We start from the raw sequence: 24,811 nt of genomic DNA on the forward strand, positions 1-24,811 counted from the left end.
TAAAACTTATAATTTCTCCAAAATCTACAACGCAATTAATCCTTTTGCTTAAAAGAAGGAGGTGGCACCTTTATGCCCCATTCTTTATTGGGTTCTTTTCCTAGTTTCAATTCTAAAACCCCTCCATTTGCAAAGTCATCATGGTAGAACCAACAGTTATCCAAATTGGCATTGTTTAATTTAGCGGATTGGATGTAATCATTGTCTGCCGAATTATTAGCCGTCTTTATTACAAATTTATCTCCTGGGTAATAGTCATTATTGAGATAAATGGTTAACTCATCAAAAATGGGACTCGTTATTTCATAGTAGGGTTTAACGGATGCTCCGCCATCTAATTCAAAAAGTCCCATTGCCATCAAAACACCGAGTGCTCCCATCTGCCCTTGATCCTCATCTCCATGGTAACCACCATAAGGCGTAATGTCACCATATGTTTCTTTCACTTTTCTCATCCATTTTTGACTTAACCATGGCGCCCCAGAATAATTGAACAAATTTCCCATTCCGGTTCCGGGCTGGTTTCCGTAGTCTATCCAACTTGCAGCATGATTCTTATTCGCTCCTACAAAATGTAATTTTTCCCCTTTTACAAATGATGAATCTAAAAATGCATTGTAGACATCCTTTCCTCCAAACAATTCGATCAAACCAGACATATCTTGAGGTACATAATGAGTATAAATCGCAGAATTACTTTCACAGAACCCACGTGAATTGAAACTTTCTGAAACGGGTTTAAAGTCTTTGATCCAACTTCCATCCATTTCACGCGGATGTATCATTTTCGTTTCGGGATTCCATAGATTTTTATAATTCAATGAACGTTTCATAAATAGTGCATAGTCGTCTTCTTGCCCTAATGCTTTTGATAACTGAGCTAAACACCAATCTTGATAAGCATATTCCATGGTCATCGAAGCGCCATCTTTGTGCCCTCCCTTTGCTTTTATTCCTTCTGGAACCCAACCTTGATCTATATAATATTGCATACCTCCGCCAAAAGCAGGAAAGTTGTGCTCGTAACCTGCGTGATCCCGAGAACCACCAACAAATGCATTTTTCCTTAAACCTTCATAGGCTTTTTCAATATCATAATTTCTAATTCCTTTATTATAGGCAGTTGCAAAAAAGGAGACTGAAGGGTCACCAATCATTACAAACGTATAATTTCCGCCTGACGGCCCACGTGGAATGAGCCCACCATTATCATACATATCGACCATGGTGTTACAGAATCCATCCATCAGTTCAGGATAAGCCATCGACCACAAGATGTTGAGCGACCAGTGACTTCCCCACCAAGCGTCAAAATTGTAATGCGGAAATAATGGTTTTCCATCCTTATCTAGTCGTACCGTCCTTGTGACTGGGCTTTCGCCTGTCATATCTGTGTATTTTCCATCAAAGTCGCTAATGATTCGCCTCCCTAATAAAGCATGCCATAGATCCGTATAAAACTTGACTTGTTGTTTATGAGTTCCTCCTTTGATTTCAATTCTACTCAACCAATCATTCCAAGTATCCAATGATTCATTAACGATTTGATCAAAATTCCAGTGGTCAATTTCGGCTTCTAGGTTTTTACGGGCTTGCTCTACACTCACATATGAAATAGCAACTTTCATTAAAACCTCCTCTGCTTCGTCATTTTCAAAAAGCAATCCGACACCAGCATTTACACCTTGAATTGTATCGGTCTCTCCTTCAAGTAATGCTGCGTTTTCCCAACCTTTAAAGGAATCATATGGCACATTCAATTGAGCAATAAAGTAAATAGGTGTATCTTTTGGACGACGTCCAGTTTTACTTAGCACTTGAACACCTGCAATTTCTGTATCACTCACTTTCCAAACTTTTGAAAAGGTGGTAGGACCATGAGCTAATCTTGCCCCTGTGTCAAAAATGATAGATTTTTGGCTGTTTTCGGGAAACTTGTATCGGTGAAAACCCACGCGTGTGGTCGATGTTAATTCTACTTGGGTATCGTAATCTTTTAAATGGACTTTGTGATAGCCAGGTTTGGCGATTTCACCATCATGACTAAAAGCAGACTGATATTCATCCATCCCTAAGTGCCCTTTAAAATCACCTGTAGTAGGCATCACTGCAACTCCTGCCAACTGCCATGCATGAATATGGCTGAAACAACGGATAGAATCACTGTCATAAAGGTATCCCGAGCTCCAGGTTTTATCGGTGTCTGTATCTGGACTTAGGTTTACCATACCAAATGGCCTACTTGCTGAGTTAAAATAAAACCATCTGGAGTTATGCGTATCAACAAATGGATTCACTAAATCTACGGGTTTTTCCTGTGCCTTTATATTTGACAATAGACTAACACAGACAAATAAAATGAAATATTTTAAAGGATTAACTTTCATGAAATGTAATTATATATTGCTTTTAATTTATGCTTCCAGACCTTGTTTTTATAGCATTGCTTCCTGATACAACACTTTAGTACTCTGTATTAAGTTTCCTATTTTCAAGGTGTTTCGAAATTATAACTATTCAAAATTTAAATTTAAAATAATTTCAATCTACTTTCTCCACATTTACAAAATAAGCACCGATCTCTTCTTGATCCGCAAGAACAAACCAGGTTTTCAAATTTGCACTTCCTTTCACTAGTTCGATGGAGAATTCTACATATTCCGCATCCGGATCTACCTTTTTCGATAAGTCTTGTCCTTGAATATTCAATTTAGCTTCTTGGATCGCTAATGCTTTCCCTTTCTTACTCGCACTAACACTGGTACCAGGAATTGCTGGGCGAATAGGTGCTTCTGCAGTGAGTGCAAGATGCGTTTCTTCTGGCCATCGTCTAAGCTTAATATGATAAGTGCCACTTTCAGCGATCTTTAATTGCCAGTATCCATTGTCTTTGTATCCTTGCCTAATGTGTCTTTGGTGCCATGGACTAACACTTTCAGTATGCCAGTCATGGCAGTATAACTTACTTGGATTTTCTGCTTCATGCCCCACGATGATGTAAGGTTGATCTTCATAGCTAGGTGAGATTTCTTCCCACCATTGATCATAATAAGTTTTAAATGCTTTCACTTTCTCTGGATATTGATCAGCAATGTTCGTTCGCTGCTCGGGGTCGCTTGAAAGATCATACAACTCTATTCCATCTATTAATCTCCACTTACCTTGCATTAATGAAGTCCTTCTCCAAGGCTCAGGTACTTCTACTCTTTGTGAATTTGTAATCACAATTCTGTCCGTGAATCCGTCTGCATTTCCTTCGATCAGAGGCTTCAAAGATTTGCCATCAAATTTTGTAGCAGGTTTCGTTTTAAGCCCACATAGCTCAACAAGAGTAGGTAGAACATCATAATGTGCTGTTAGCTCGTTGATGTCTTTTCCGACATTTATTCCTCCATCTTTCCAGTGAATGAATAAGGGAACTCGATGTCCACCTTCATACTTGCTAGCCTTGATACCACGCATTCCTGCATTATTCCCTTTGATTACAAAACCATCCAGTCGATGTCCTTCCACTTTAGCGCCTTGTGCGGTTCCATTATCTGTGGTAAAAATTATGATTGTATTATCCATAAGCTCTATAGACTTTAAGTATTCGACCATCTTCCCGAGATTCTCATCTATATTAGCCAGCATTCCAAAGAAAGGCGCATGATGCACATTTTCATTATCCTTATAGGGATCTGAATATTTATCTTCCACAAAGTATGGTGAATGGGCTGCATTAGTAGATAGATAGCAAAAGAAGGGTTCTTCTTTCTTTCCACCTATAAATTCCTGAGCATTTGAAAACCAAATATCAGTGCAGTAACCTTCATACTTCTTTAATGTTCCATTATGGAGATAAGTATCATCGAACAAGTCATTGTCCCAGTAATCCATCGTTTGCTCGATGCCGCCACCGCCATGCACGAGTACTTCGTCAAATCCCTTATCCTGAGGTCTAAATGGATAATTATCTCCTAAATGCCATTTTCCAAAGATTCCAGTTCGATACCCATTATCCTTGAAGATCTGAGCCATTGTGGTTTCTCTTTCCAAAATTAAGGAACGCCCATTCACCGTATGCCATACACCTGTTCTATTAGAATGATGCCCTGTTAATAACGCCGCTCTAGTCGGTGCACAAGTAGGACTCACATGGTAGTCCGTAAATCTTGCACTAATGGAGTGTAATTGGTCAATATTAGGTGTTTGAATATGCGAATTCCCAAGACTAGCGATATCACCATATCCTTGATCATCTACTATGACCAACAATACATTAGGCTTGGAATCATCAGTTTTTGCTGGCGCTGTGAAACCACAGGAAGTCAACATTATAATGCTTAATATAAATAGTATTAAATTCTTCATCTTTTATTTTCTTGTCCAGATGTGACTACCACCCAATAATTCTTGATATTCATGCTCTAACATTTGTTTCATTTCCTCAAACTTCTGAGGTTCGTCCTTTATTAAATTCTTAGATTCTTCAACATCTTCTACAAGATTATAAAGTGAAAAATTACTCATCTCACTTTCCTTCACGTAATCCTCATTGCCATCATAGAGGTTGTAGATCTTTGGTAGGGCCTCTCCGTTTTTAAGTCGTGCCATAATTTTCCAATCTCCATCTCTCATTGCTAAGATCTGACTATTCATCGCATTGTAAAAACACCATAACAAGGGTTGTTCTCTTGTTAGCTCACCTGTTTCGAAAAAGCCAGTCAGAGATTGGCCATCCAACGTTCGCTCAGGTAGAGACGCCCCAGCAATTTCACAAAAAGTGGGCATGAAATCTAACGATGAAACAACTGCATCCGAATCTCCATTAACCTTAAGTTTGCCTTTCCAGTTGATGACACAAGGTACTCTTATCCCTCCTTCATTTGTCCAAAGCTTCATCCCATATAAAGGCCCAGGTGATCCATAAGATCTTTGTGCTTTACTATATCTATAGAGTGCTTCCGCGCCATTATCGGAAGTAAAAATAATCAGAGTATTGTCTAAGTCATTTTCATCTAAATATTCAACAAGCCGTCCAACTGCGATGTCTACATTCTCCACATTTGCAAAGAATTGAGCTTCATTTTCACTTCTTGAAACCGGTAGATATTTCTCGACCAATTCACGTGGTGATTCAATCGGAACATGAGGTTCGTGGAATGCAACTTCAAGAAAAAATGGTTTGTCGCTTTCTTGTTTGTCTAACCAGCTCATCGCTTCATCCACGATGATCTGGCAGCTAAAACCTTCTATCTGACCAACGTCCTCACCGTTACGCACAAAATTTCTTGGGTTTTCATGGCTTGGAACCGCGTTATTATGTGTTGCAAACCAATGGTCAAATCCTAATTCGTTTGGCCTAGGTTGGGCCTCACTATTAAACAATGAACTACAGTGCCACTTTCCCACCAAACAAGTGGCGTAACCAACAGATTTTAGTCTTTGTGGAATAGTTGTTTCATCTTTTCTAAGGTGGACCAAATCTCTGTTGTTATCCAACTTCTTTTTGCCTCCTATGATAAAGTCATAAATGCCCGCGCGATTAGGACTTCTGCCAGTAAGCAATCCTGCCCGCGATGGAGAACAAACCGGCGCAGCTGCATAAAAGTGGTTGAGTTTCACTCCTGTTTTAGCCAGTTTGTCAATATTCGGGGTTTCGATGTGAGGATGTCCGTAGCTGGCAAGGTCTCCGTATCCAAGGTCATCGCAGAGAAATACGATGATGTTCGGTTGATCGCCTTTGGATTTTTCATTACTACCTCCATTTTGAGCAAAGCTTAATGAAGTGCAAAGAAAAATTAAGCTTGCAAGTAGAAAATTCATTTTAGTCATTATTCAAATTTTAGATGAAACAACTGTTTTAACCCAATTAATTTATTAATCTTAAATGGAGCAGGGTAAACAGTCTTTGTACTAATCATACCTTACTTTTATAAAGTCAAAAGAGTAAAAATTGGCATAAAATAAGAGAAAGAAGGTTAATCATGTTTATTTTTTAAACTCTAATTTAATGACTGTTGCTATCTCATCAGGTGCTTGTTCAGGTAGATGAATGATTACCCGTTTATTGTTTTTCTCCACTTTTAATTCTGATCCTACGCCCACCAATAATGAAGCTTTTGCAAGGTCAAGATCCTCTGTAATGATCAATTTCCCATCAGTCGGCCAATCAAAAACATGAGCATAAATCACATTGCCTTTTTTAGTGTATCGTCCCCATTCTGGTCGATCAAATGGACTGGCCGATGCACCGTAAATAGATTCTCCATTGGCTTTGGTCCATTCTCCCATCGCTTTTAAGCGTCTAATACTTTGAGCTGGAAAACGTCCGTAGCCGTCTGGACCAATATTCAATAGGAAGTTACCCCCTTTAGAAACGATATCAATCAGATTCTGAATAAGCTGTTCACTACTTTTCCATTTCGTATCATCTGGCTTGTATCCCCAAGTTCGATTCATGGTCATGCAAGATTCCCAATCAGAATCAATTCCTGTAGCAGGTATTTCTTGCTCTGGCGTACCGAAGTCACCTGCGAATTCACCAGCTTTATCCATTCCTTCCATCCCGTTCCGACCTTTGTCAACTCTATTGTTAACGATAGTATTAGGTTGAATTTTCCTGATCATATTATATAATTCCTTACCCATTTCCGTTGTATAATCTGCTATCCAATCGCCATCAAACCACACCACTCCGATGTCTCCATAATTGGTCAATAATTCTTTCACTTGTGGTTTTAGGTAGTTTTCATAGTACTTTGGAAATTCCGGATTCACTACAGATTGGTCTTTTTGTCCAGCATTGTAATTCGGGAATAAATTTCCTTGAGCTTGAGGATGGTGCCAATCGACAATGGAATGGTAAAAACAGAAAATAATGCCTTGTTTTTTGCAAGCCTCTGATAATTCTTTAATGATATCTCGTTTAAATGGAGAAGCGTCCATAATATCATAATCACTCACCTTTGAATCCCATAAAGCAAAGCCATCATGGTGCTTGGAAGTAATCACAATGTATTTCATCCCAGCATCTTTAGCCATTCTTACCCATTCATCCGCATCAAATAGTTGAGGATTAAACATGTTCGGAAATTGCTCATATTCTTCGATGGTATAATCAAGCTTATCCATCGCCCATTCCGCTCCTCCTCCTGCAATCTGTTCTCCGCGTTCGCCCCCTATAATAGAATAAGCTCCCCAGTGAATGAACATCCCGAATTTGGCATCTCGCCACCATTCCATTCTTTCATCGTCAGAAAGTTTTTCAACTTTTGAAATTTCCTGGATGGTTTGCCCATTTGCATGAAAAGTTAGTAAGATCATTGCAAATAACACAATCATTAAACTGCCTTTCTTAAATATATTCATCATTTATTCTTTTTATTTCATTAATATCTATAGTTAGCTTTTCAGCCTTGAGATCGTTTATTAACTTAAGCTACCTGGTCCTATTCTACCTTAACATTTTTAACAAATTCGTTGATCGTAATCTGTTCTTTTTTGATCACCTTACCATCTAAAACTACATTTTCAAACATGATATCTTCAGCAGTATGATCTACATCATATCCTATGATCTCCATGCTGGCATGGTCACGAATAATGTATGGCTTCCAGTCGGAACCATCTTGAAATCCAGTAAGACTTGTGTCAATCGGAGCGGATGTCGCAACAATATCTTTAAATATCACGCCTCTTATATTCCCTCTTTCTGGCGTTTTAGTCCATCTTGTTTTTCCAATCCAAACTGAAATCAACCTTCGCGCCTCCTCGACACGAATGTTTTCAAATCTAATATTGCTCAATAATCCGTCGTCACAATGATAAACCCGTAATGCTGTTTCCCGTCCAACATCATGAATTACATCACAATCTTCAAATAGAACATCACTCACATTTTCTCTTAACTCAGCACCAATACTTAAGGCATGTGCTAATTCATTCCATAAAACACACTTTCGCACATGGATATCTCTAGCTTCTCCCTGTCCTGTTCTAGATTTTACCACTACTAAATCATCGAGAGTTCGAAAAAAACAGTTTTCAACCAACACTTTAGTACTGCTGGAAATGTCTACACCGTCAGAATTTCCCCGCCAGCCTATAATCTTTATGTTATCAATATGCAAATTCTTCGATCGCTTTATGGGAATGGTCCAGTGGCTAGGGTCATGAATTATGATGCCTTCTATTTTTATATCTTCTGAGTCTTTGACTAAAATCGTATAGCGTCTTTTAGATCTCTTTATGTGTTGCTGGTCAATGATTCCTCGTCCTCTGATCTCAATATTCTTCCCATCTAAGATAAAAGTTGGTAGAAATCTCTCAGCACCATTCATGGCGACCATTTTTTCTTCATTCTGCTCTGTTATCCCCTTTATGTAAGCACCACCTGCTATGTATACTGTTGTGTTGTCCCCGATGACCTTATTCACTACTTCGTGAACACCTGCTTCATAAAAGATAACATTCGGATCATCAGGGTCAGGTATATTTTCTTCGAATGGATTCGCAAATAAGTGTAAAGATTCGTGCCAGTCCCCATTGATCTCTATCGTAAGGTGTCTAGGATCGCCTAATGTAAAAGAGAGTTTTCTTCCGTCCACCTTCGCTTCAATTCCAAAAGAAGTAGGTAATATCTTAAAGCTCTCAATAGGAGTTGGATAGGTTACTTCAATATTCACTTTATCGTTCATATCCCATGAGCCATATGAAGCTATTCCAAAAGCACTAGCGTCTCTGCTTAAGCGTGGAATGGGGCCTTCTGGAGGAATGATGGCCTTGTACAATGGTACTTCTATACCTTCTACCTCCACTTGAAAATTTTGAGAAAGCTCGATTTCGCTGGGTGCAGGATATACTTTGACATGATCTTTTAGCTTATCAGCATACGCATCTAATTTTTCTGCACCGAAATTAAGAGAGATAGAGATTATGCTGAATAGAAAACAGAATATGGAAAGTGATATTTTAATGAATATTTGCATTTTATTTTTTGATTTTACTTGGATATGTTAATTCTACTTTTTCATATTTTTTGTCAATTTTAAAGATAACTTGCTGTTCATTGTGCCTATTTCTTCTGGCATTTCTACTCCCTACATTTATCCCATTTTCATAAAAATTAATAACTGGTGGCTTACTACTTAAAGGATGTTTTAAGATGACTTCGATAGGTTGATCGGAATGGATTGTATAACCTTCGGTGCTTCTTTCAATAGCAGCTGTAAATACCTTACCGATGGCAGATATTTCCCAACCATCTTGCTGATATTTATTCATTCCAGATAAGAATAGAAAATCAAATTCTCCGCTTGATCCAGCAAAACGCTTAACGGATAGAAACCCATTTTGATAGAAATCATCGTTTTTAGCAATATCGTTTTCCGATGCATTGATTACCAATTGGTCTTTAGTTTCACCATCAGATAATGCTACCTCTATAATTTGTGCCCGTGGATATTTTTCTATCGAGGAGTAGACTACATTTGCAATAGGATTTTCTCCTTCTTCAAAATAGGGGTTAAATACAAGGGCGAAAGGACTTTCCCAACTTTCCTTTTGCTTACTAATTATAAACGTTGGAAGTGGTGAATCAACCAGGTCTGCTGGTGCCGTACCTTCGCTAATAGCGTTCGACTTTGGTGATTTTACTGAAAAGATGGTTTGGCCTTCATCTCCTTTGATCCAAACCTTCATCAAATTGTCTACCTTATCCTCGCTTTCTATGGCAAATAAAGCCGTTACATCTTGAGCAGTTTCGATTTTTCCTTGATCTGTGAAATAATTAAAGCCTTTCAACTCACCTTTCGAAGCATTAAGTTCTTCGGTCGGCAATGGAGTTAATAGTTGCCCATCTGAAGATTTAAATTCTATTTTTTGTCCAATGTTATGATAGATGTATTCGTGCAATTCGTCGCCACCACCTTGTTTCATTGACCTAAAAACATCTACCACATATCCTCTTTCTGTAAGTAAATTGGATTTTATAAGCGCTGTAAATCTTTGTTGCTCTGAAATGGTTGTTGGTTCTAAAAAGGAAACATGAGCGTAAGTTATTTTATCAAAATCAGAGGTCTTATTACCACTTTTCGGGTAGCTATTCTCTATTGTGAAAGGATGATTGCTCCGCATAGCTTCATAGTCTGACCTTCTATCTACTACGACCGTATTGTGTGCTGGAAATCTAGAATAGAAATCTCGATGCTCCTCATGCCAATAACTAGGACCTTTTCCCATGTCTGGCCCCATTGCATAATTATTGGCAAACAGTTCAAGCGAAATCCCATTAGCGTGGGTATGATTGCCTTTAGAACCTGCTATAGATGCCATTATTGCTTCATCACCAGTTCCGAGTCTTTGATTAAATAGACTAACATTGGGCGCATAAAAAGTAGGTGTAACAAGGCTGCTCAATTTACTTTTTTCTGTTGGGTCAACATTTATGTGATCTACATAGAAAAACAATTGAAACAAATCCTTTACCTTTCTTTCGTATAAACCGTCCTCAATCATTTGATTTAGTAAGTGAGACATCAACTTTTCCTTTTCCATCGCGCCATATTTTCGATAATTTGAAATCAGCAGTTCAAAATTTTCTGGTGGTAAGGGTTTGTGCTTGGAATCACCGAATCCAATCGTATAACCATTAGGAAACAAATATTGAAAGGAAGCCAATGATGCTTTTTCAATGACATCATAGTTAGCCAATTCGTTATTATTAGTAGCATGATCCAGAAGTGTTATGATTCTTAGTAAGGTTGTGATTACATGCACAGAATAAGAGGCGGATTCTGGCCAGATTCCAGTATTCTGGTCATATTCTAAGAGTGATTCAGATAGAGCTATTTGTCGATCCGTTGAAGTGTTAAAGGTGTGATCTAAGAAATATTGCCTCCCTTTCCCATTTTCATACGATTCGTTATGATCCAGAACAATTGCGATGTAGGTTAAAAACCTAGCTTGGAAGAGGTTCCAGTTATTATCAGGAATTCCATTTTTAATAATTTGATCTCCCCATTTTTGAAAAACTGCAACTGAATTTTGCAGGTTGTACCCATTAGCCTCAAGATAATCATGTAAAAAGTCATAGACACTGACGAGGGATATAAGAATACCTTCATGGATTACTTCGAAAGTCGCTAAGCCTGAAATATGCTGCTGGTTGCTATTTTCCAGATCTATAGGAGCATCTCTGTAAAACATACCTTCTATATAAGTAAGGAAAACCGGGGCAGCTAATTCAGCATACTTCGGGTCATCTGTATACCAATATAGAAAAGCAGCGTCCGAAGCAATCGACATCAATTGTTCATTGGTTTTGTCGATCATGAATCCAGTTTCAGCAGGGTGAACCCATTCCTTTTCACCGGATTGCTGATTTTTTAGATAAAACCCTCTTGGATCATCAAAATATGGTTCTACTTCTTCTAGTGGAGGTCTTCGATATTCCGCTGCCCAGTCTCTAGAGCCAGAAAAGCGTACAGTAGGAACAGGTGCTTTTCCTGAAGAATGAGAGAAATCGCCTCCTTTAAGGTAGACTTTATCATGCGTTGTTTTCCAGTTCATTTGCAATCTCGAAACCAACCAGTTTTGATCTTCTTGACAATATCGAAGGTATTTTTCAACTCTTGCCCTTCTCTGATCTACGTACTTATTCTTCCATACGGACGTCTCTATATCTCGTTTAAAATCTTCCTTTGTATCATTTGAAATATATAACCTAGGATGAGAAAAGTTTTGGCCAGCCGAGATACACGTAGAGAATAATATTAACATGAATGCGTTAATAATCCATCCTAACCTAATTTGAGATGGGCGTATTGTATAATTAACTATGATATGCTTTTCATCCATACAAGCAAAATTTTTCATCTAAGTAATTTACTCCAATTTAGTGGTCTTGGACAGTAACTTATCACTCAAACGAGATCAATTATTATTCTTTTACTGCCTTTTAGACAACGCTATTGGTTTTAAGTAGCAATTCAAGGTCAGGGACCAATAGTAGAATTTTAAATTGCTCACCTCATTATTAAAGAAGAAAATGTTAGAACCACTAGATTTTGCCAAATGAATCACAATATAAAATCCATATATGTAAATAAAACACCTTTACCCATCCTCTAAATTGCATTTTCACATGCTTACAAAACAAAATTCATTTCGAATTAGGTAAATCTGCAAGCATTTGCAATAAATAATCAACAAGACTTACAGATTTTAAACGGCAATAAAGTACAGGTTGCAAATTTTATTCTGAAATCGTAACAAAATACATATTTGAAATAATAATAATTGTATAAAATGCCATATTACAAAATAAAGATATGAAAATGAGCAATAGTCCTATTATATATTTGCATATACAACTAATAGGTAAAATATAACCAAATCGATGATTTTGCTCTAAAATTGGTCAATTGGGACATAATTTACTCTAGTTGAACCTTAATTTACTTAAAAGAAAAAGGAGTCTATCTAAATTTCATCAGCAAGTATTTGATTTTATAGAATCAGATATTATGCAGTTTAATGATCACAGCTATATGGATGAAATTATACTTCAAAAGTGAAGGTCTATAATATTCATTAGGTGATTATCTTAAAAAAAATCAAACAAGTAAGTATTGTTTACCTGATGAGTAAAAGAAGAAGTTTACAAATTACTTACTCAAATGTTCTGCAATCGCATGGACTTGATTTATCAAAGATAAGAACTGTGATATAGAAGTGGTAGAATGAATTAACTACTTATTTTTTTAACTCTTTATTTTTTAACTTATATGAAAGATTATAGAAAATTTCAAACGAAACTTAGGTTTTCCAAGAGTCTAATGTGGATGCTTGGTTTTGTGTTTTACAGTACTTTCTCTTTTGCAAGTGATAACACAAATAGTAATGCAAATTTTGAGAAGGTATCTTTAACGCAAGATTTAAAAAAGGACTTTACAGTTACAGGTACAGTTCTTGACTCAGAAAACTTGCCTTTAATAGGAGCAACTGTATTATTAAAAGATACTAACAATGGGACGATTACAGATGTGGATGGAAACTTTTCAATCGAAGTGCCCTCGGAAGAAAGTGTAATTGTTATCTCTTATACTGGATATGTTACCAAAGAAATAACGGTAGGATCCAATCGAAGTCTAACCATAACCTTGGCTGATGATGCTACCTTACTAGATGAAGTAGTAGTTGTTGGTTATGGAACCGCTAAAAAGGAAACATTGACAGGTTCTGTAGAGCAAGTTAAGGCAAAAGCTTTCGAAGATTTGGCACAAGGTAGTCCAGCTCTTGCCCTTCAAGGAAGAACACCTGGTTTAGTTGTTTCTCGTGGTTCGTCAAGACCTGGAAGTGAAGACATTAACTTTTTAATTAGAGGTGCGTCTTCTATTAATGGTATAGATCCTCTTATCGTCATAGATGGTATTCCTGCTATTAATGCAAGGTCATTTAACGATATGAATCCGAACGACATCGAATCAATAAGTGTTCTTAAAGGTGGTTCAGCATCGGTATATGGTGCACGTGCTGCTGGTGGTGTTATTTTAGTAACCACGAAAAAGGGTAGGGGCGATGTTAAAGTTGAATTGAGTTCTGTATTTCGTATGGGAACCATAGGTATTCGTCCCCCAACTCCGACCATGTCTGAATATGGTGAGCTTTACCTACATGCAGCGGATCAAGATATAGCTGCAGGTCTTCCTCCACGTTACTTCTTTTGGGCTGACAGAGATAATTTAGTAAAGATTGCAAATGGTGAAGAAGGATATTATGATTTACCGATTAATGGAAATATCTGGTTAGCTAATGGAAATCGATTCGATGAAATGTTTGGAAACTCTTTCTCTAACCAACAGAATATTAGTGTATCTGGAGGAAATGAATATAGCAATTTCAGAGTTTCAGGAGGTTACGATCAAAATGTAGGAGGTCTGAAGGTAGCAAAGGACGCTGCTGATAGATATAACTTAGCATTGAACTACAATACTGATATCACAAAAAGACTACATTTTAATACGAATATTAATTATTTTCAAAATACCATTTCAGGTCCTCAAGATGGGTTGGCAAGGGATGCTGCCACATATGATGCACCTTTGTTCCCTACTTACAATGATCAAGGACAGTATTACTCTGTTTTTGGTGGTGTCGAGATTAAAGGAGCAAGAAATGCTATTGCAGAAGTGGTAGATGGAGGTAGATTAACAAATAATATAGAACAGTTTAGAGTTAGTGCAATGGCTACTTATGATATAACGGATAAGTTGAGTCTAGTAGGTTCATTTGCAAGAAGTAAGCAAAATAGCGAATATGAAAGATATCAATTAGATGTCCCATTATATAGCTGGCAGGGAGATTATGCTACTACAATTAATGGTACAACATTTATAGAAGAAGGATCGGGATCTGTAAGTTATAACAATTACAAAACATCCCTAAATTATGAAGATAGTTTCGGGAAGCATAATTTTTCTGGTCTGGTAGCTTTAGAGGCTGAGAAAAATGTAAGTGGAAGTTTGTCAGCGAGAAGAAATGGTTTTGTCGATTATGGTGTGTATGATTTAAGTTTAGGAGCTACTGATCAATTGGTAACTACGAATTCAGCAGGGAACGCTTGGGGTTTCTATGGTTACATCGGTCGTTTAAATTATAATTATGGTGGGAAGTATTTGTTAGAATTGCAAGGTAGAAGAGATGGATCATCTAGATTCGCTCAAGGATCTAAATGGTCTAACTATGGAAGTGTTTCAGCAGGATGGGTACTAAGTGAGGAAGAATTTTTGAGCAATCTTAGCTTTCTTTCCTTCTTAAAGTTAAGAGGAGGTTACGGAGAATTAGGAAGTACCTCAGGAATCGGAAACTTTGGATATTTATCGACAGTACAATTCGGGAATACCGTATTTGGTGAAACCAATGCAGCTTTACAGCAAACTTCGAGAGCAAGTAGTTTATTTAGTAATACAACTACATGGGAGAGAATAATTAATAAAGAAATAGGTATTGATTTTAGTTTATTCAACTACAGTATTTTCGGATCTGTGGACTTGTATCAAAAGAACAATGTGGGAATGCTCGTAAGAGGAATCACACCAGATGTATTAGGAACATCAACTCCATTTACCAATATTGGAACATTAGAAACGCAGGGATGGGAAGTATTACTAGGATTTAGAAAGCAAATAGGAGATTTGAATTTATCAATCAGTGCTAATATGAGTGATACCAGAAATGAAATTACAGAATATGAAGGCGCACAGACGATTTATGAAAACCTAAATGATGCAGCAAGAGGTAGAAACATTTTAGGAAAACCTATTAATTCATTTTACTTATGGGAAACAGATGGATACTTTGATTCTCAGTCTGAAGTAGATGCATATTATGAAAGTATCGAAGCAGGAGGTATTCTGCCTGCTCAAAGCTCTAACAATGCTATCCGTGTAGGAGATGTTCGGGTTGTTGATTCTAATGGAGATGGAATCCTTAATAACGATGATCTAACTTACCATGGAGATGCGGCTGCTCATTATGTATACGGTACTAATTTTGAATTACAGTTTAAGAATTTTGATTTCAGTGCATTTTTCCAAGGTGTATTAAATCAAAATATCTATAGAACTGGATATTTTGCTCAACCTTTTCAAGCAGAATGGCAGAATCAGTCGAGTGCATGGTTAGGTAGAACATGGACCGAAGAAAATCGAGATGCGGAATTCCCTAGGTTGTCTACTCAACGTGGAATATCTACTTGGAATTATAGAAGTAAAGATCATATTCTTCAAAACAATAGATACTTAAGATTAAAGAACCTCATCATAGGTTATAACATAAAAGGAATCAAATTAGGAGGTAAGGCAATAGATAATCTTCGAGTCTATTTTTCAGGAAATGATTTGTTTGAATTTACAAAAGTTAAAGATGGCTATGACCCAGAATCAGGCGCAAGTACGAATAATAATGCGTATCCATTCATGCGTACCTACGCTTTAGGTTTCAAAGTATCTATTTAAACAAACCATTATAAATTAAAAAAATTAATTCAAATGAAGAATTTAAAATATATAATATTACCATTAATGATGCTTGTTGTAGTATCATGTCAAGATGATTTTATAGATTTATCACCTCCAGCTTCTATTACAGATGATGTCTATTATACAGAAGCGGAACATTTCCTAACGGGCTCAAATCGGTTCTATACGAACTTGATGGGGTGGGGAGACCAAGGAGTTTATTCAGATCATGGTTCAGATTTAGTAGGATATACTGAAGCAGGTGGAATGCAAGACTATGGAAGAGGAGAAACTCAGGCACCAGAATCTGATGCAGATTATAGCAGTGCTTATAATGCAATTAGAGATATGAATCTGTTGTTGTCTAGAGCCGCAGACTATGACGGAAACGATATAGGAGAATATGTTGCTGCAACCTATTTTCACAGAGCCTACCAATATTGGTCATTAGTTCAAAAATTTGGAGGTGTTATCTTGGTCTTAGAACCCTTAGATGTTGATTCAGAAGAGTTATATGCTTCTCGAAACAGCAGGTATGAAGTTGTGGCTCAGATTTTAGCTGACCTAGATGGCGCTATCGCTGGTCTACCAAATGAAGCAAATATTGCATCAGGTGATAAAGGGAAAATTAGCAAGGAAGCAGCGATGGCCTTGAAAGCAGAAGTCTTGTTGCATGAAGCAACATGGATGAAATATGTAGGAACGAGTACTGATGGTGATGGTTCTGCATCTGGAGCTGGAAGTGCTGGGTATAATGAATCTAATATTAGTACCTACTTACAAGATGTTGTGACTTTGACTAAGTCTATCATAGATGGAGGAACGTTCGAACTTTGGGACCAGAACAGCAGTCTTGATAATTTAAGCTCTAATTTCCTATTTAATCTTGAAGATGGAGGTTCTAATCCAGCGGGTCTTGATAAATCATCTAATAAAGAATTTATTTTCTATGGTAAATATGATTTCATCTTTAGACGTGCAGGTACCTTAGTTAGTCATGTTTATCAAGGAAGAGTAAAGCCTAGCAGAAAAATGATGGATTTATTTTTATGTTCTGATGGTCTGCCGATCGATCAGTCACCATTATTCGAAGGATATGCAGAAACTCAAAGTGAGTTCCAAAACAGAGATTATAGAATGAGAGCTTATTTTACTTATCACCAGAGTTTAGGACAAATTCCTCAGACAGGTGAAGTCTTATTAAATGGTGTTAATAACTTCGGTTATCTTAATTCAAAGTTTATGAGTTGGAATTGGGGAACAGCTGATGCTTACCGGGAAACGAAAACGGAAAGTTACGATATGCCATTTATTCGTTTAGCAGAAGTATACCTCATGTATGCTGAAGCACTTTATGAACTGAATGGTAAACTTTCTGATGGAGAAATGGATGCATCTATTAATTTGGTTAAAGCAAGAGCAGGTCTGCCTCCTGTTACCAATGCCTTTTTAAGTGAAAATAACTTGGATATCGGGGAGGAAATCAGAAGAGAGCGAACGATCGAATTATATGCAGAGAGTGCGACTAGGTTTACAGATCTAAAAAGATGGGGAATCGCAGAGCAAGAGTTAGGTGCAACCAAATATGGTGCTGTTATAGAAGGAACAGTTTACGAGAATAATGATGAGTTATATGATCCAGAAGCATATGCATATCCAGAAGAAACGACAGAAACTGGAGTTGGATTAAGAAAATGCTTAGTAGTAGAGTCTTCATCTGTTCGAAACTTTGCTAAGCATCATTACTTATTTCCTTTACCAACTTCTCAGACAAGTCTAAATGAAAATTTATTGCAGAATCCAGGATATTAAAAATGAAAGTATAGTGAGTGTTTTATTTAAGATTCGAAATTCACCTAAATTAGACTGATGAAAGAATTTATAAGGGTGTAATAATTGTCAACATTATCTAATCATATCTTACTGGAGACTTTTGATCTTGAATTTTATAAGTGGGAGGCTTAATTAAGCCTCCCACTTTTTTGTTCCCAGCCAGATGACCTTTGTTTTAAATCAAATTTGAAAGTGTTAGGCTTGTAGGATTTTAAAAGCTGAAAAATTATTAGATTTTGCTTGACCTATTTTAATAAAAGAGGAGGATAATTATACTTGGCTTCTGAAAAATCATTATACTTGGATAGTAAAAGTATGAACTGAAATTATTAATTTAAGGTGTAGGTAATAATGTCATTTTTTAGTCGATTAGTATAGATTTTTCACTTTGTTCTTACGGAAACCATACACATCAAGAAAACAATCGACTTTAGATAAATAACATAGGTTACCCATAAATATTAGGTTTCAGTGCATGAGATTATCATTTTTGAGACAATGCACGTTCTCATTATCAAGGACAATCACTGGATCGCACGTCCTATTTGGACGATGTACGTATTAATCGTTGTATGGAAAAAAGAACAACAAAGAAATTTTTACAAAAATCGATAAGCACATTGGTTAGTATGCTATGTGCCACTATTCTTTTTTGTCAATATAATCACCTGAAATTTGAAAAGTTTTCAACTGAAGATGGCTTAGCAAGTAGTACATGTGTAGAGATATTTCAAGATGCTGACGGCTTCCTCTGGCTTGGAACCATCGATGGTTTGAACAAATATGATGGCTATAATTTCACTACTTATCGACCACTATTAAACTCACCACACTCGATCAGTAATAATAGGATACATTCAATTATTGAGGATAATAGTGGGCACTTATGGGTGGGAACGAGCAATGGCTTGAACATGTTCGATAAAAAGCTAGAGCGTTTCTACAGAATCAGCTTACAAGATGAAGTGCAAAGTGATGATCAATACGAAGAAGTCATTAATGACCTACATTTTGATCATTCAAGAAATTCGCTCTGGGTTGCAACTAAGAATGGTGTTTTTAGAAGTACGCTAGTAGGGAGTGATGATGAGAATTACTTGCAACCAACCTTCGACCATTTTACTTCGGATAATAGCAATGAAAGAAGCATAGATAATAATGATGTTACGAATATCATATCAGATAAATTGGGTCAGATTTGGTTGTTAACGAGTGGAGACCATCTTAACCAATACAACGAAGCATCGAAAGACTTCGATAAAGTTTTAATCGATGCAGCAACCATTAACAAATTAGGTCAGCTTCCTAAATCCATCATGGTAGATACTGATAATAATTTCTGGATTGGAAATAATTTATCGAGTTTGACGATATGGAATCAGAAAGACAACAGTTTTAGACAGACCAATCTTGTCAAAGAACACATTCCTATTTTTGATATTTATGAAGACAGCAATGGTGTGATATGGATCGCTACGGATGGATTCGGCTTGTATTTACTCAATAAGGAAGGAGAGATTATACAGCATGTAGAAAACAATCCGCAAAATCCTTTTTCACTTCCTAATAATCAACCTTCCAAAATTCTGGAAGATAAGGATGGTATCTTTTGGTTAGCTTCCTATAATAAAGGCGTAAGTAAATTGGCACTATCGACCTCTTTGTTTAACCACCACTTTTATGATCCTGATGGCATTAGTTCGAATTCTTCAGCCATCGCGCAATCCGTAATGGAAGACCGCAATGGAAATATATGGCTCGGAACCGATGGAAATGGTTTGGCTTTATTTGACAAAGAAAATTCAACCTATAAGGCTTATCATGCCAAGGTGAATAATACGAATTCCTTAAGTTCTGATAAAATACTCTATTTATTGGATGGGAAAGATGGTCATATATGGATTTGTACTTGGGATGGAGGACTGACGAGATTTAACCCTGAGACAAAAACTTTTACACAGTACAAAAACGATGCAAGTAATCCGTACTCGATTGGGCAGAATACAGTCTGGCACGGTGTAGAAGACGATGAAAATAGATTGTGGTTAGGCACGCAGACCGCTGGACTTAATTTGTTCGACCCGAAAACGGAGCGTTTTTACAAATATCTCCATGTAGCTGGACAAGCAGGAAGTTTAATTAGTGATTTTGTTTTCTCACTTTTCATTGATTCTCAAAATCGATTACTCGTGGGAACGGCGTTGGGACTGAACATTATAGATTTAGATCAATTAAGTACTTATATCCCTGAAAACCTGTCATTCGAACTATTACAAGAAGCTAAGATTCACGGTAATCGGATTAACTACATCACGGAAGATAAGCATGGAAATATTTGGTTAGGGACGGATCTAGGATTGCACAAACTAGATAGTGAATTACAACTGCTTAAAACGTATACGACAGCTAATGGATTGCCTAATAATCTGATTGTTGGAATTGTAGAAGATCACAATGGCCATCTATGGATCACCACGAAAAGGGGGATTTCCAAATTGAATCCAGCGACAGACTCTTTTAAAAATTTCAACACCAGTGATGGTGTTCAAGGATTAGAGTTTCAGAGTAAATCAATAGCAAAAACAAGTGATGGTAAAATCCTGGCTGGCGGAATTAACGGATTTAATTACTTCGATCCAGATGATATAGAACAAGATTTACCTAGTCTGAAACCGATCATCACTGACCTGAAATTATATAATGAATCGGTTAAGCCAGAAGCCCTATTTAATAAACATCAGATATTAGAGCAATCGATTTCACAGACGGAATCGATATCATTGCGTCATGATGAGAACTATATCACTTTTGATTTTCTAGCGTTGAATTTACTGAATCCAAGTCGTGTCCAATATGCTTACAGAATGCTTGGATTAGATGATGAATTTATTAATGTGGGTTCTAATCGTTCAGCGAATTATCCAAGTTTACCTCCAGGTCGCTATACTTTCGAAGTCAGCGCCTCATTAGATGGGAATTGGGAAAAGGCAGAAGCAACTTCGGTCCAGGTGCATGTGCTTTCTCCGCCATGGCTTTCTTGGTGGGCATATCTACTTTACGCTTTATTAATATCTGGATTGATCTGGTTTGGTCTTAGATATTATACTAAAATAGTCAGAGAAGAAAAAGAAAGAGAACTTGACCAAATGAAGCTTGAATTTTTCATCAATATCTCTCATGAATTTAGAACTCCATTAACACTGATTCTGAACCCGGTGGAAAAGATTCTAACGTCATATAATAATCCACAGATTGTTAAGTCCTCATCTGAAGTCATCCATAAAAGTGTACGTCGATTACTGAGTCTAGTCAACCAACTCTTGGACTTTAGAAAAATGGACTTGGGAAAAACGACATTGGAAGTAATAGAAGGCGACATCGTCAAGTTTTGTAACGAAACGTTTATGCAATTTGAAGGATTGATGATTAAGAAGGGGCTAGATTTTTCTTTCCAGGCGAATAAAAATTCAATCGTAAGCCATTTTGATCCAGATAAATTAGAGAAGATAATCTACAATTTAGTATCTAATGCGATAAAATATACGGAACCAGGCGGCAAGGTAGATTTAGAGGTAGACCTGATAAAATCCGATGAGAAAAAGTCTTTTTTTAGCTTAAAGAAAGACCTAGAAGATGTCGTAGAAATTAGGGTGAAAGATACTGGAATTGGGTTCAAGAAAATGCAACTGAAAAATGTGTTTAATCGCTTTTTTCATGTAGATAAGAATATTGCCGGAACAGGTATAGGACTGAATTTTACCAAGAGTTTAGTTGAGCTTCATGGAGGAGAAATAGCTGTAGAAAGTGTTTATAACCAAGGCAGTAGTTTTATTGTAAAGTTGCCGATAAATATTAGAATCAAAGATCATGTTACGAAGCTTAATGAAAGGGAAGTGCTGGAAAATTATGCTTTCGGTCGGAATGCAGTAACCTCCGCCGAATATGAATTTAGCATTCAGAATAATCAAGATCACGAAAATAAAGAACCCACAGATCAAAATGAAAAAACCTTAAGTAATGAAGCACTACCGACGCTACTAATCGTGGAAGACAACCAAGAACTAAGGACGCATTTGAAGATTGAGCTATCGAATTTCTACAAGGTTCGCGAGGCGAGTAATGGTGTTAAAGGATATGAACTCGCAGTTAAGCATTTTCCAGATATCATCATTAGTGACGTAATGATGCCTAAGATGGATGGATTCGAATTGTGTTCTAAGATAAAGGATAACTTAGAAACTTGTAACATACCAGTTATCTTACTGACTGCAAGAATCTTAGATGAGGATAAGATAAAAGGGTTCAATACTGGTGCAGATGAGTACCTACCGAAACCATTTAGCATGTATGTTTTGCGTGCGCGGATTAAGAATTTGCTAGAACAAAAGAAGCGATTAAGAGAAAAGTTTGCAGCATTAGGTGGAATCGTCCCAGCATCTGAATTGACCAGTAATTCTTCTGATCAAGCCTTCTTAGATAAATCGACCCAGTTTGTCATTGATAATATCAACGAGGATTTTGGTCTTGACGAGTTGATAAACCACCTTGGGACAAGTCGATCGCAGTTATATCGAAAAATCAATACCCTGACAGGAAATAATCCAAGTCACTTTATACGAACGATCCGATTAAAATATGCCTCTCAGCTCTTGTTGCGGCAGCAGTATTCTATTAAGGAAGTGGCATATATGACGGGATTTAATTCTAGAGCCTATTTCAGTAAAACATTTAGAGAGTTATTTGACAAAACACCGAAGCAATTTATCGAGGAGCATAATAGTGAAGAAGTTGTGGAAGATGCAGCGCTTTAATCATGTGTGTTATTTTGGGTATAAGATCTGGTGATTGGGTTTGTTTTGCATTCTAGGAGAAGTGCAGGTGATCTATGTGCTTCATTTTTTTAGGTTAATGTTAGGAAGGTGGATTACAAGGACACTTAACGTATAAGATGGAGATTCACATTTTTTACCCTGAGCTGTTTCTTTCATTGTAAATATTAGCGCTTATTCAGGTGGTGAGTATATCTTCCATTTTTCAATATACTTCTTAGATTGTTAGAAGCGATAAGGAAAATGTGATTACCTGAAAGGGTAGGAGTGAATAGGTGGCATATAAATGAATGGGGATTGTGAAAGTTGGAGTGATTTATATATTAGTAAGGATGGAGGGGAGCTATATCTAATTATAAAGATTATAGGATTCCTTAATTAGTCGGTAGATTTAAAGTTGTGAGAATTTTTGCATTATTAGTTATCAAATGATGTTATCATGCTTTCTGAAGCTGTATCAAGAATAAACGTTGAGATCGCTACATTTTAAATTCAACTTTAGATTGTTAATGTAATAAGAATGAAAGACAACTTCTGTTGGTATCCATAAATGTAGGATTTGATTAATCTAAACGATATTGAACCCCAACCCTGAATGCATTTTCACTTGTAAACCTAAACCCCTTTCTACTTCCCTCTCGATATATTTTATCATCTAATAGTATTTTTTCTTCCCCCAGCTCAGCAATTAACACATAATGAGCATAACCAATGATGCATTCAGTATTTTTAAATATAGGAATTCGATATTCAAGATTAATTCCATTGCTGAAATTTATAGACTTTATCTTTGCATTCATTCGTTGCCAATCATTTGTCAGCCACGGTAAATACAAAGATTGGCTTTCATAATTGGCAACCTCAAGACCTGAAGTCAAAAAAAACATTAAACGATATCGTGCGGGGATTATGTTAATAGCATATTTAAATCCCATACGCCATTCATGTTGATACTCTTCAAATTCTGGGATATGATCACTATTTGTTTCCTCCCATCTGAATTGGTGAGTATATAAAATAAATCTTTGATTTCTGGTTTTTAGTGGTTTGTCATAGTATATTGCTAATGTAAAAGGGTCGTTAAAAAAAATCGAGGATTCATGAGAAATACCTATTTTATTTTGACCAAACAAAATACTAGAGCAAATTAAAATAGTAACAAATGCGATAACAAAACGATAGTTTTTCATATAGTTAGTTCTACAAGTAATACTGACTTATATACGAAGAAAAACATCTTTTATTATTGGTAAGGATATATAAACATCGATATTCATTAAAATCAGTAAAATTTTTAAAAAGACTAAAACAGGATAGATTTAGTTTCAATCAGAAGTAAGGAGCGACTAACTAAACTAGTGGCATACTCAGAACTAGATCTAACAGGCAGCGAAGACGATCATTCCTTGTTCCTCGGAACGCCGCTTGCTTCGATTCCGTTACCCAATATTAAATAATGAAAAAATTGGAAAAATATCTTATTATATTATTTATAACTTTTATGGGTTGTAAGCCAAACTCAATCAAAAAAGAATACGATCAATATGAGAACTTCTTAGTACACTCTGAAATACTAAAAGAAGATCGACAAATACTGATTAGCAAACCAAATTTTAAACACTCAACAAAACTTGGTGAAAAGAAATATCCTGTAATCTATGTTTTGGATGGTGAAGATATGTTTCATTTAGTATCAGCAATCGTAAACTTTCTTAGTGGAATAAAAGGCAATAAAATTATTCCTGAATCTCTAGTGGTTGGAATTGTAAATACAAATAGAACTAAAAATTATACTCATGACCTAATTGAGTTTGAATCAGAATCAGGTCATGGTTCTGAGTTTTCAAAATTTATTGAAAATGAATTATTCAAACTCATTCAAGATAGGTATTCTGTTGCAAACTATAGAACTATTATTGGGCATTCTTATGGTGGACTATTTGTAATAAATACTTTAAACAAAAATCATGAAATGTTTGACAATTATATCGCTCTCGATCCATCATATCAGTATATTATGTAGACTTACCTTTCTTAATACAGTTTATAATTTAAATACTATTTCTAGTACAGCCCCTTATTGGGGTTTTAAAACCCCAATAAGGGGCTGTTGGCGGCTTGAAAATTCTATCGGGCTCTTATCAT

General features: G+C 36.5%; 11 protein-coding genes. 4 read left to right on the forward strand and 7 right to left on the reverse strand.

Annotated elements, in window-relative coordinates; all coding sequences use genetic code 11:
• Positions 1-35: 35 nt before the first annotated feature.
• The 6 genes from L2586_RS15405 to L2586_RS15430 form a co-directional block, all read right to left on the reverse strand.
• Positions 36-2,387 carry a GH92 family glycosyl hydrolase gene (locus tag L2586_RS15405; RefSeq protein WP_235293817.1) on the reverse strand — a complete coding sequence of 784 codons (2,352 nt, stop codon included), beginning with the start codon at positions 2,385-2,387 and terminating at the stop codon, positions 36-38.
• A gap of 154 nt (positions 2,388-2,541) precedes the next feature.
• A complete protein-coding gene (locus L2586_RS15410; protein ID WP_235293818.1) occupies positions 2,542-4,353 on the reverse strand; it encodes an arylsulfatase in 1,812 nt (603 codons plus the stop codon).
• A gap of 3 nt (positions 4,354-4,356) precedes the next feature.
• Complete coding sequence (locus L2586_RS15415) at positions 4,357-5,817, reverse strand: sulfatase-like hydrolase/transferase (RefSeq protein WP_235293819.1); 1,461 nt, start codon at positions 5,815-5,817, stop codon at positions 4,357-4,359.
• A gap of 156 nt (positions 5,818-5,973) precedes the next feature.
• Entirely contained in the window at positions 5,974-7,356 is a 1,383-nt protein-coding gene (locus L2586_RS15420; RefSeq protein ID WP_235293820.1) for an alpha-L-fucosidase, read from the reverse strand.
• A 77-nt stretch (positions 7,357-7,433) separates the two neighbouring features.
• Positions 7,434-8,972, reverse strand: coding sequence for a glycosyl hydrolase family 28 protein (locus L2586_RS15425; protein WP_235293821.1), 1,539 nt, complete (start codon positions 8,970-8,972; stop codon positions 7,434-7,436).
• Position 8,973: 1 nt separating this feature from the next.
• The gene (locus L2586_RS15430; RefSeq protein ID WP_235293822.1) at positions 8,974-11,859 is read right to left on the reverse strand and encodes a heparinase II/III family protein; all 2,886 of its coding nucleotides are present in this window, start codon (positions 11,857-11,859) and stop codon (positions 8,974-8,976) included.
• A 911-nt stretch (positions 11,860-12,770) separates the two neighbouring features.
• On the opposite strand from L2586_RS15430, the gene L2586_RS15435 reads away from it, so the two are divergent.
• From L2586_RS15435 to L2586_RS15445, 3 genes are all read left to right on the forward strand, one after another.
• Positions 12,771-16,001: a SusC/RagA family TonB-linked outer membrane protein gene (locus L2586_RS15435; RefSeq protein WP_235293823.1), complete on the forward strand. Its 3,231-nt coding sequence runs from the start codon at positions 12,771-12,773 to the stop codon at positions 15,999-16,001.
• Between the two features lie 33 nt (positions 16,002-16,034).
• Positions 16,035-17,816: a RagB/SusD family nutrient uptake outer membrane protein gene (locus L2586_RS15440; protein ID WP_235293824.1), complete on the forward strand. Its 1,782-nt coding sequence runs from the start codon at positions 16,035-16,037 to the stop codon at positions 17,814-17,816.
• 593 nt (positions 17,817-18,409) lie between these two features.
• On the forward strand, positions 18,410-22,648 hold the full coding sequence (locus L2586_RS15445; protein ID WP_235293825.1) for a hybrid sensor histidine kinase/response regulator transcription factor: 4,239 nt from the start codon (positions 18,410-18,412) through the stop codon (positions 22,646-22,648).
• A gap of 581 nt (positions 22,649-23,229) precedes the next feature.
• Here L2586_RS15445 and L2586_RS15450 read toward each other — a convergent pair.
• Positions 23,230-23,856 carry a hypothetical protein gene (locus L2586_RS15450; RefSeq protein ID WP_235293826.1) on the reverse strand — a complete coding sequence of 209 codons (627 nt, stop codon included), beginning with the start codon at positions 23,854-23,856 and terminating at the stop codon, positions 23,230-23,232.
• Between the two features lie 266 nt (positions 23,857-24,122).
• On the opposite strand from L2586_RS15450, the gene L2586_RS15455 reads away from it, so the two are divergent.
• Positions 24,123-24,689 (forward strand): alpha/beta hydrolase, encoded by a 567-nt coding sequence (locus tag L2586_RS15455; RefSeq protein ID WP_235293827.1) that lies wholly within the window; start codon positions 24,123-24,125, stop codon positions 24,687-24,689.
• Positions 24,690-24,811: the final 122 nt, after the last annotated feature.

Source organism: Portibacter lacus (genome assembly GCF_021533215.1).
In the GTDB taxonomy this organism is placed as follows: domain Bacteria; phylum Bacteroidota; class Bacteroidia; order Chitinophagales; family Saprospiraceae; genus Portibacter; species Portibacter lacus.

What these genes read in the sequence shown, in the direction of transcription:
- L2586_RS15405 (WP_235293817.1), bottom strand. Translation starts at nt 2,387, where the DNA reads ATGAAAGTTAATCCTTTAAAATATTTCATTTTATTTGTCTGTGTTAGT.
- L2586_RS15410 (WP_235293818.1), bottom strand. Translation starts at nt 4,353, where the DNA reads ATGAAGAATTTAATACTATTTATATTAAGCATTATAATGTTGACTTCC.
- L2586_RS15415 (WP_235293819.1), bottom strand. Translation starts at nt 5,817, where the DNA reads ATGACTAAAATGAATTTTCTACTTGCAAGCTTAATTTTTCTTTGCACT.
- L2586_RS15420 (WP_235293820.1), bottom strand. Translation starts at nt 7,356, where the DNA reads ATGATGAATATATTTAAGAAAGGCAGTTTAATGATTGTGTTATTTGCA.
- L2586_RS15425 (WP_235293821.1), bottom strand. Translation starts at nt 8,972, where the DNA reads ATGCAAATATTCATTAAAATATCACTTTCCATATTCTGTTTTCTATTC.
- L2586_RS15430 (WP_235293822.1), bottom strand. Translation starts at nt 11,859, where the DNA reads ATGAAAAATTTTGCTTGTATGGATGAAAAGCATATCATAGTTAATTAT.
- L2586_RS15435 (WP_235293823.1), top strand. Translation starts at nt 12,771, where the DNA reads ATGAAAGATTATAGAAAATTTCAAACGAAACTTAGGTTTTCCAAGAGT.
- L2586_RS15440 (WP_235293824.1), top strand. Translation starts at nt 16,035, where the DNA reads ATGAAGAATTTAAAATATATAATATTACCATTAATGATGCTTGTTGTA.
- L2586_RS15445 (WP_235293825.1), top strand. Translation starts at nt 18,410, where the DNA reads ATGGAAAAAAGAACAACAAAGAAATTTTTACAAAAATCGATAAGCACA.
- L2586_RS15450 (WP_235293826.1), bottom strand. Translation starts at nt 23,856, where the DNA reads ATGAAAAACTATCGTTTTGTTATCGCATTTGTTACTATTTTAATTTGC.
- L2586_RS15455 (WP_235293827.1), top strand. Translation starts at nt 24,123, where the DNA reads ATGAAAAAATTGGAAAAATATCTTATTATATTATTTATAACTTTTATG.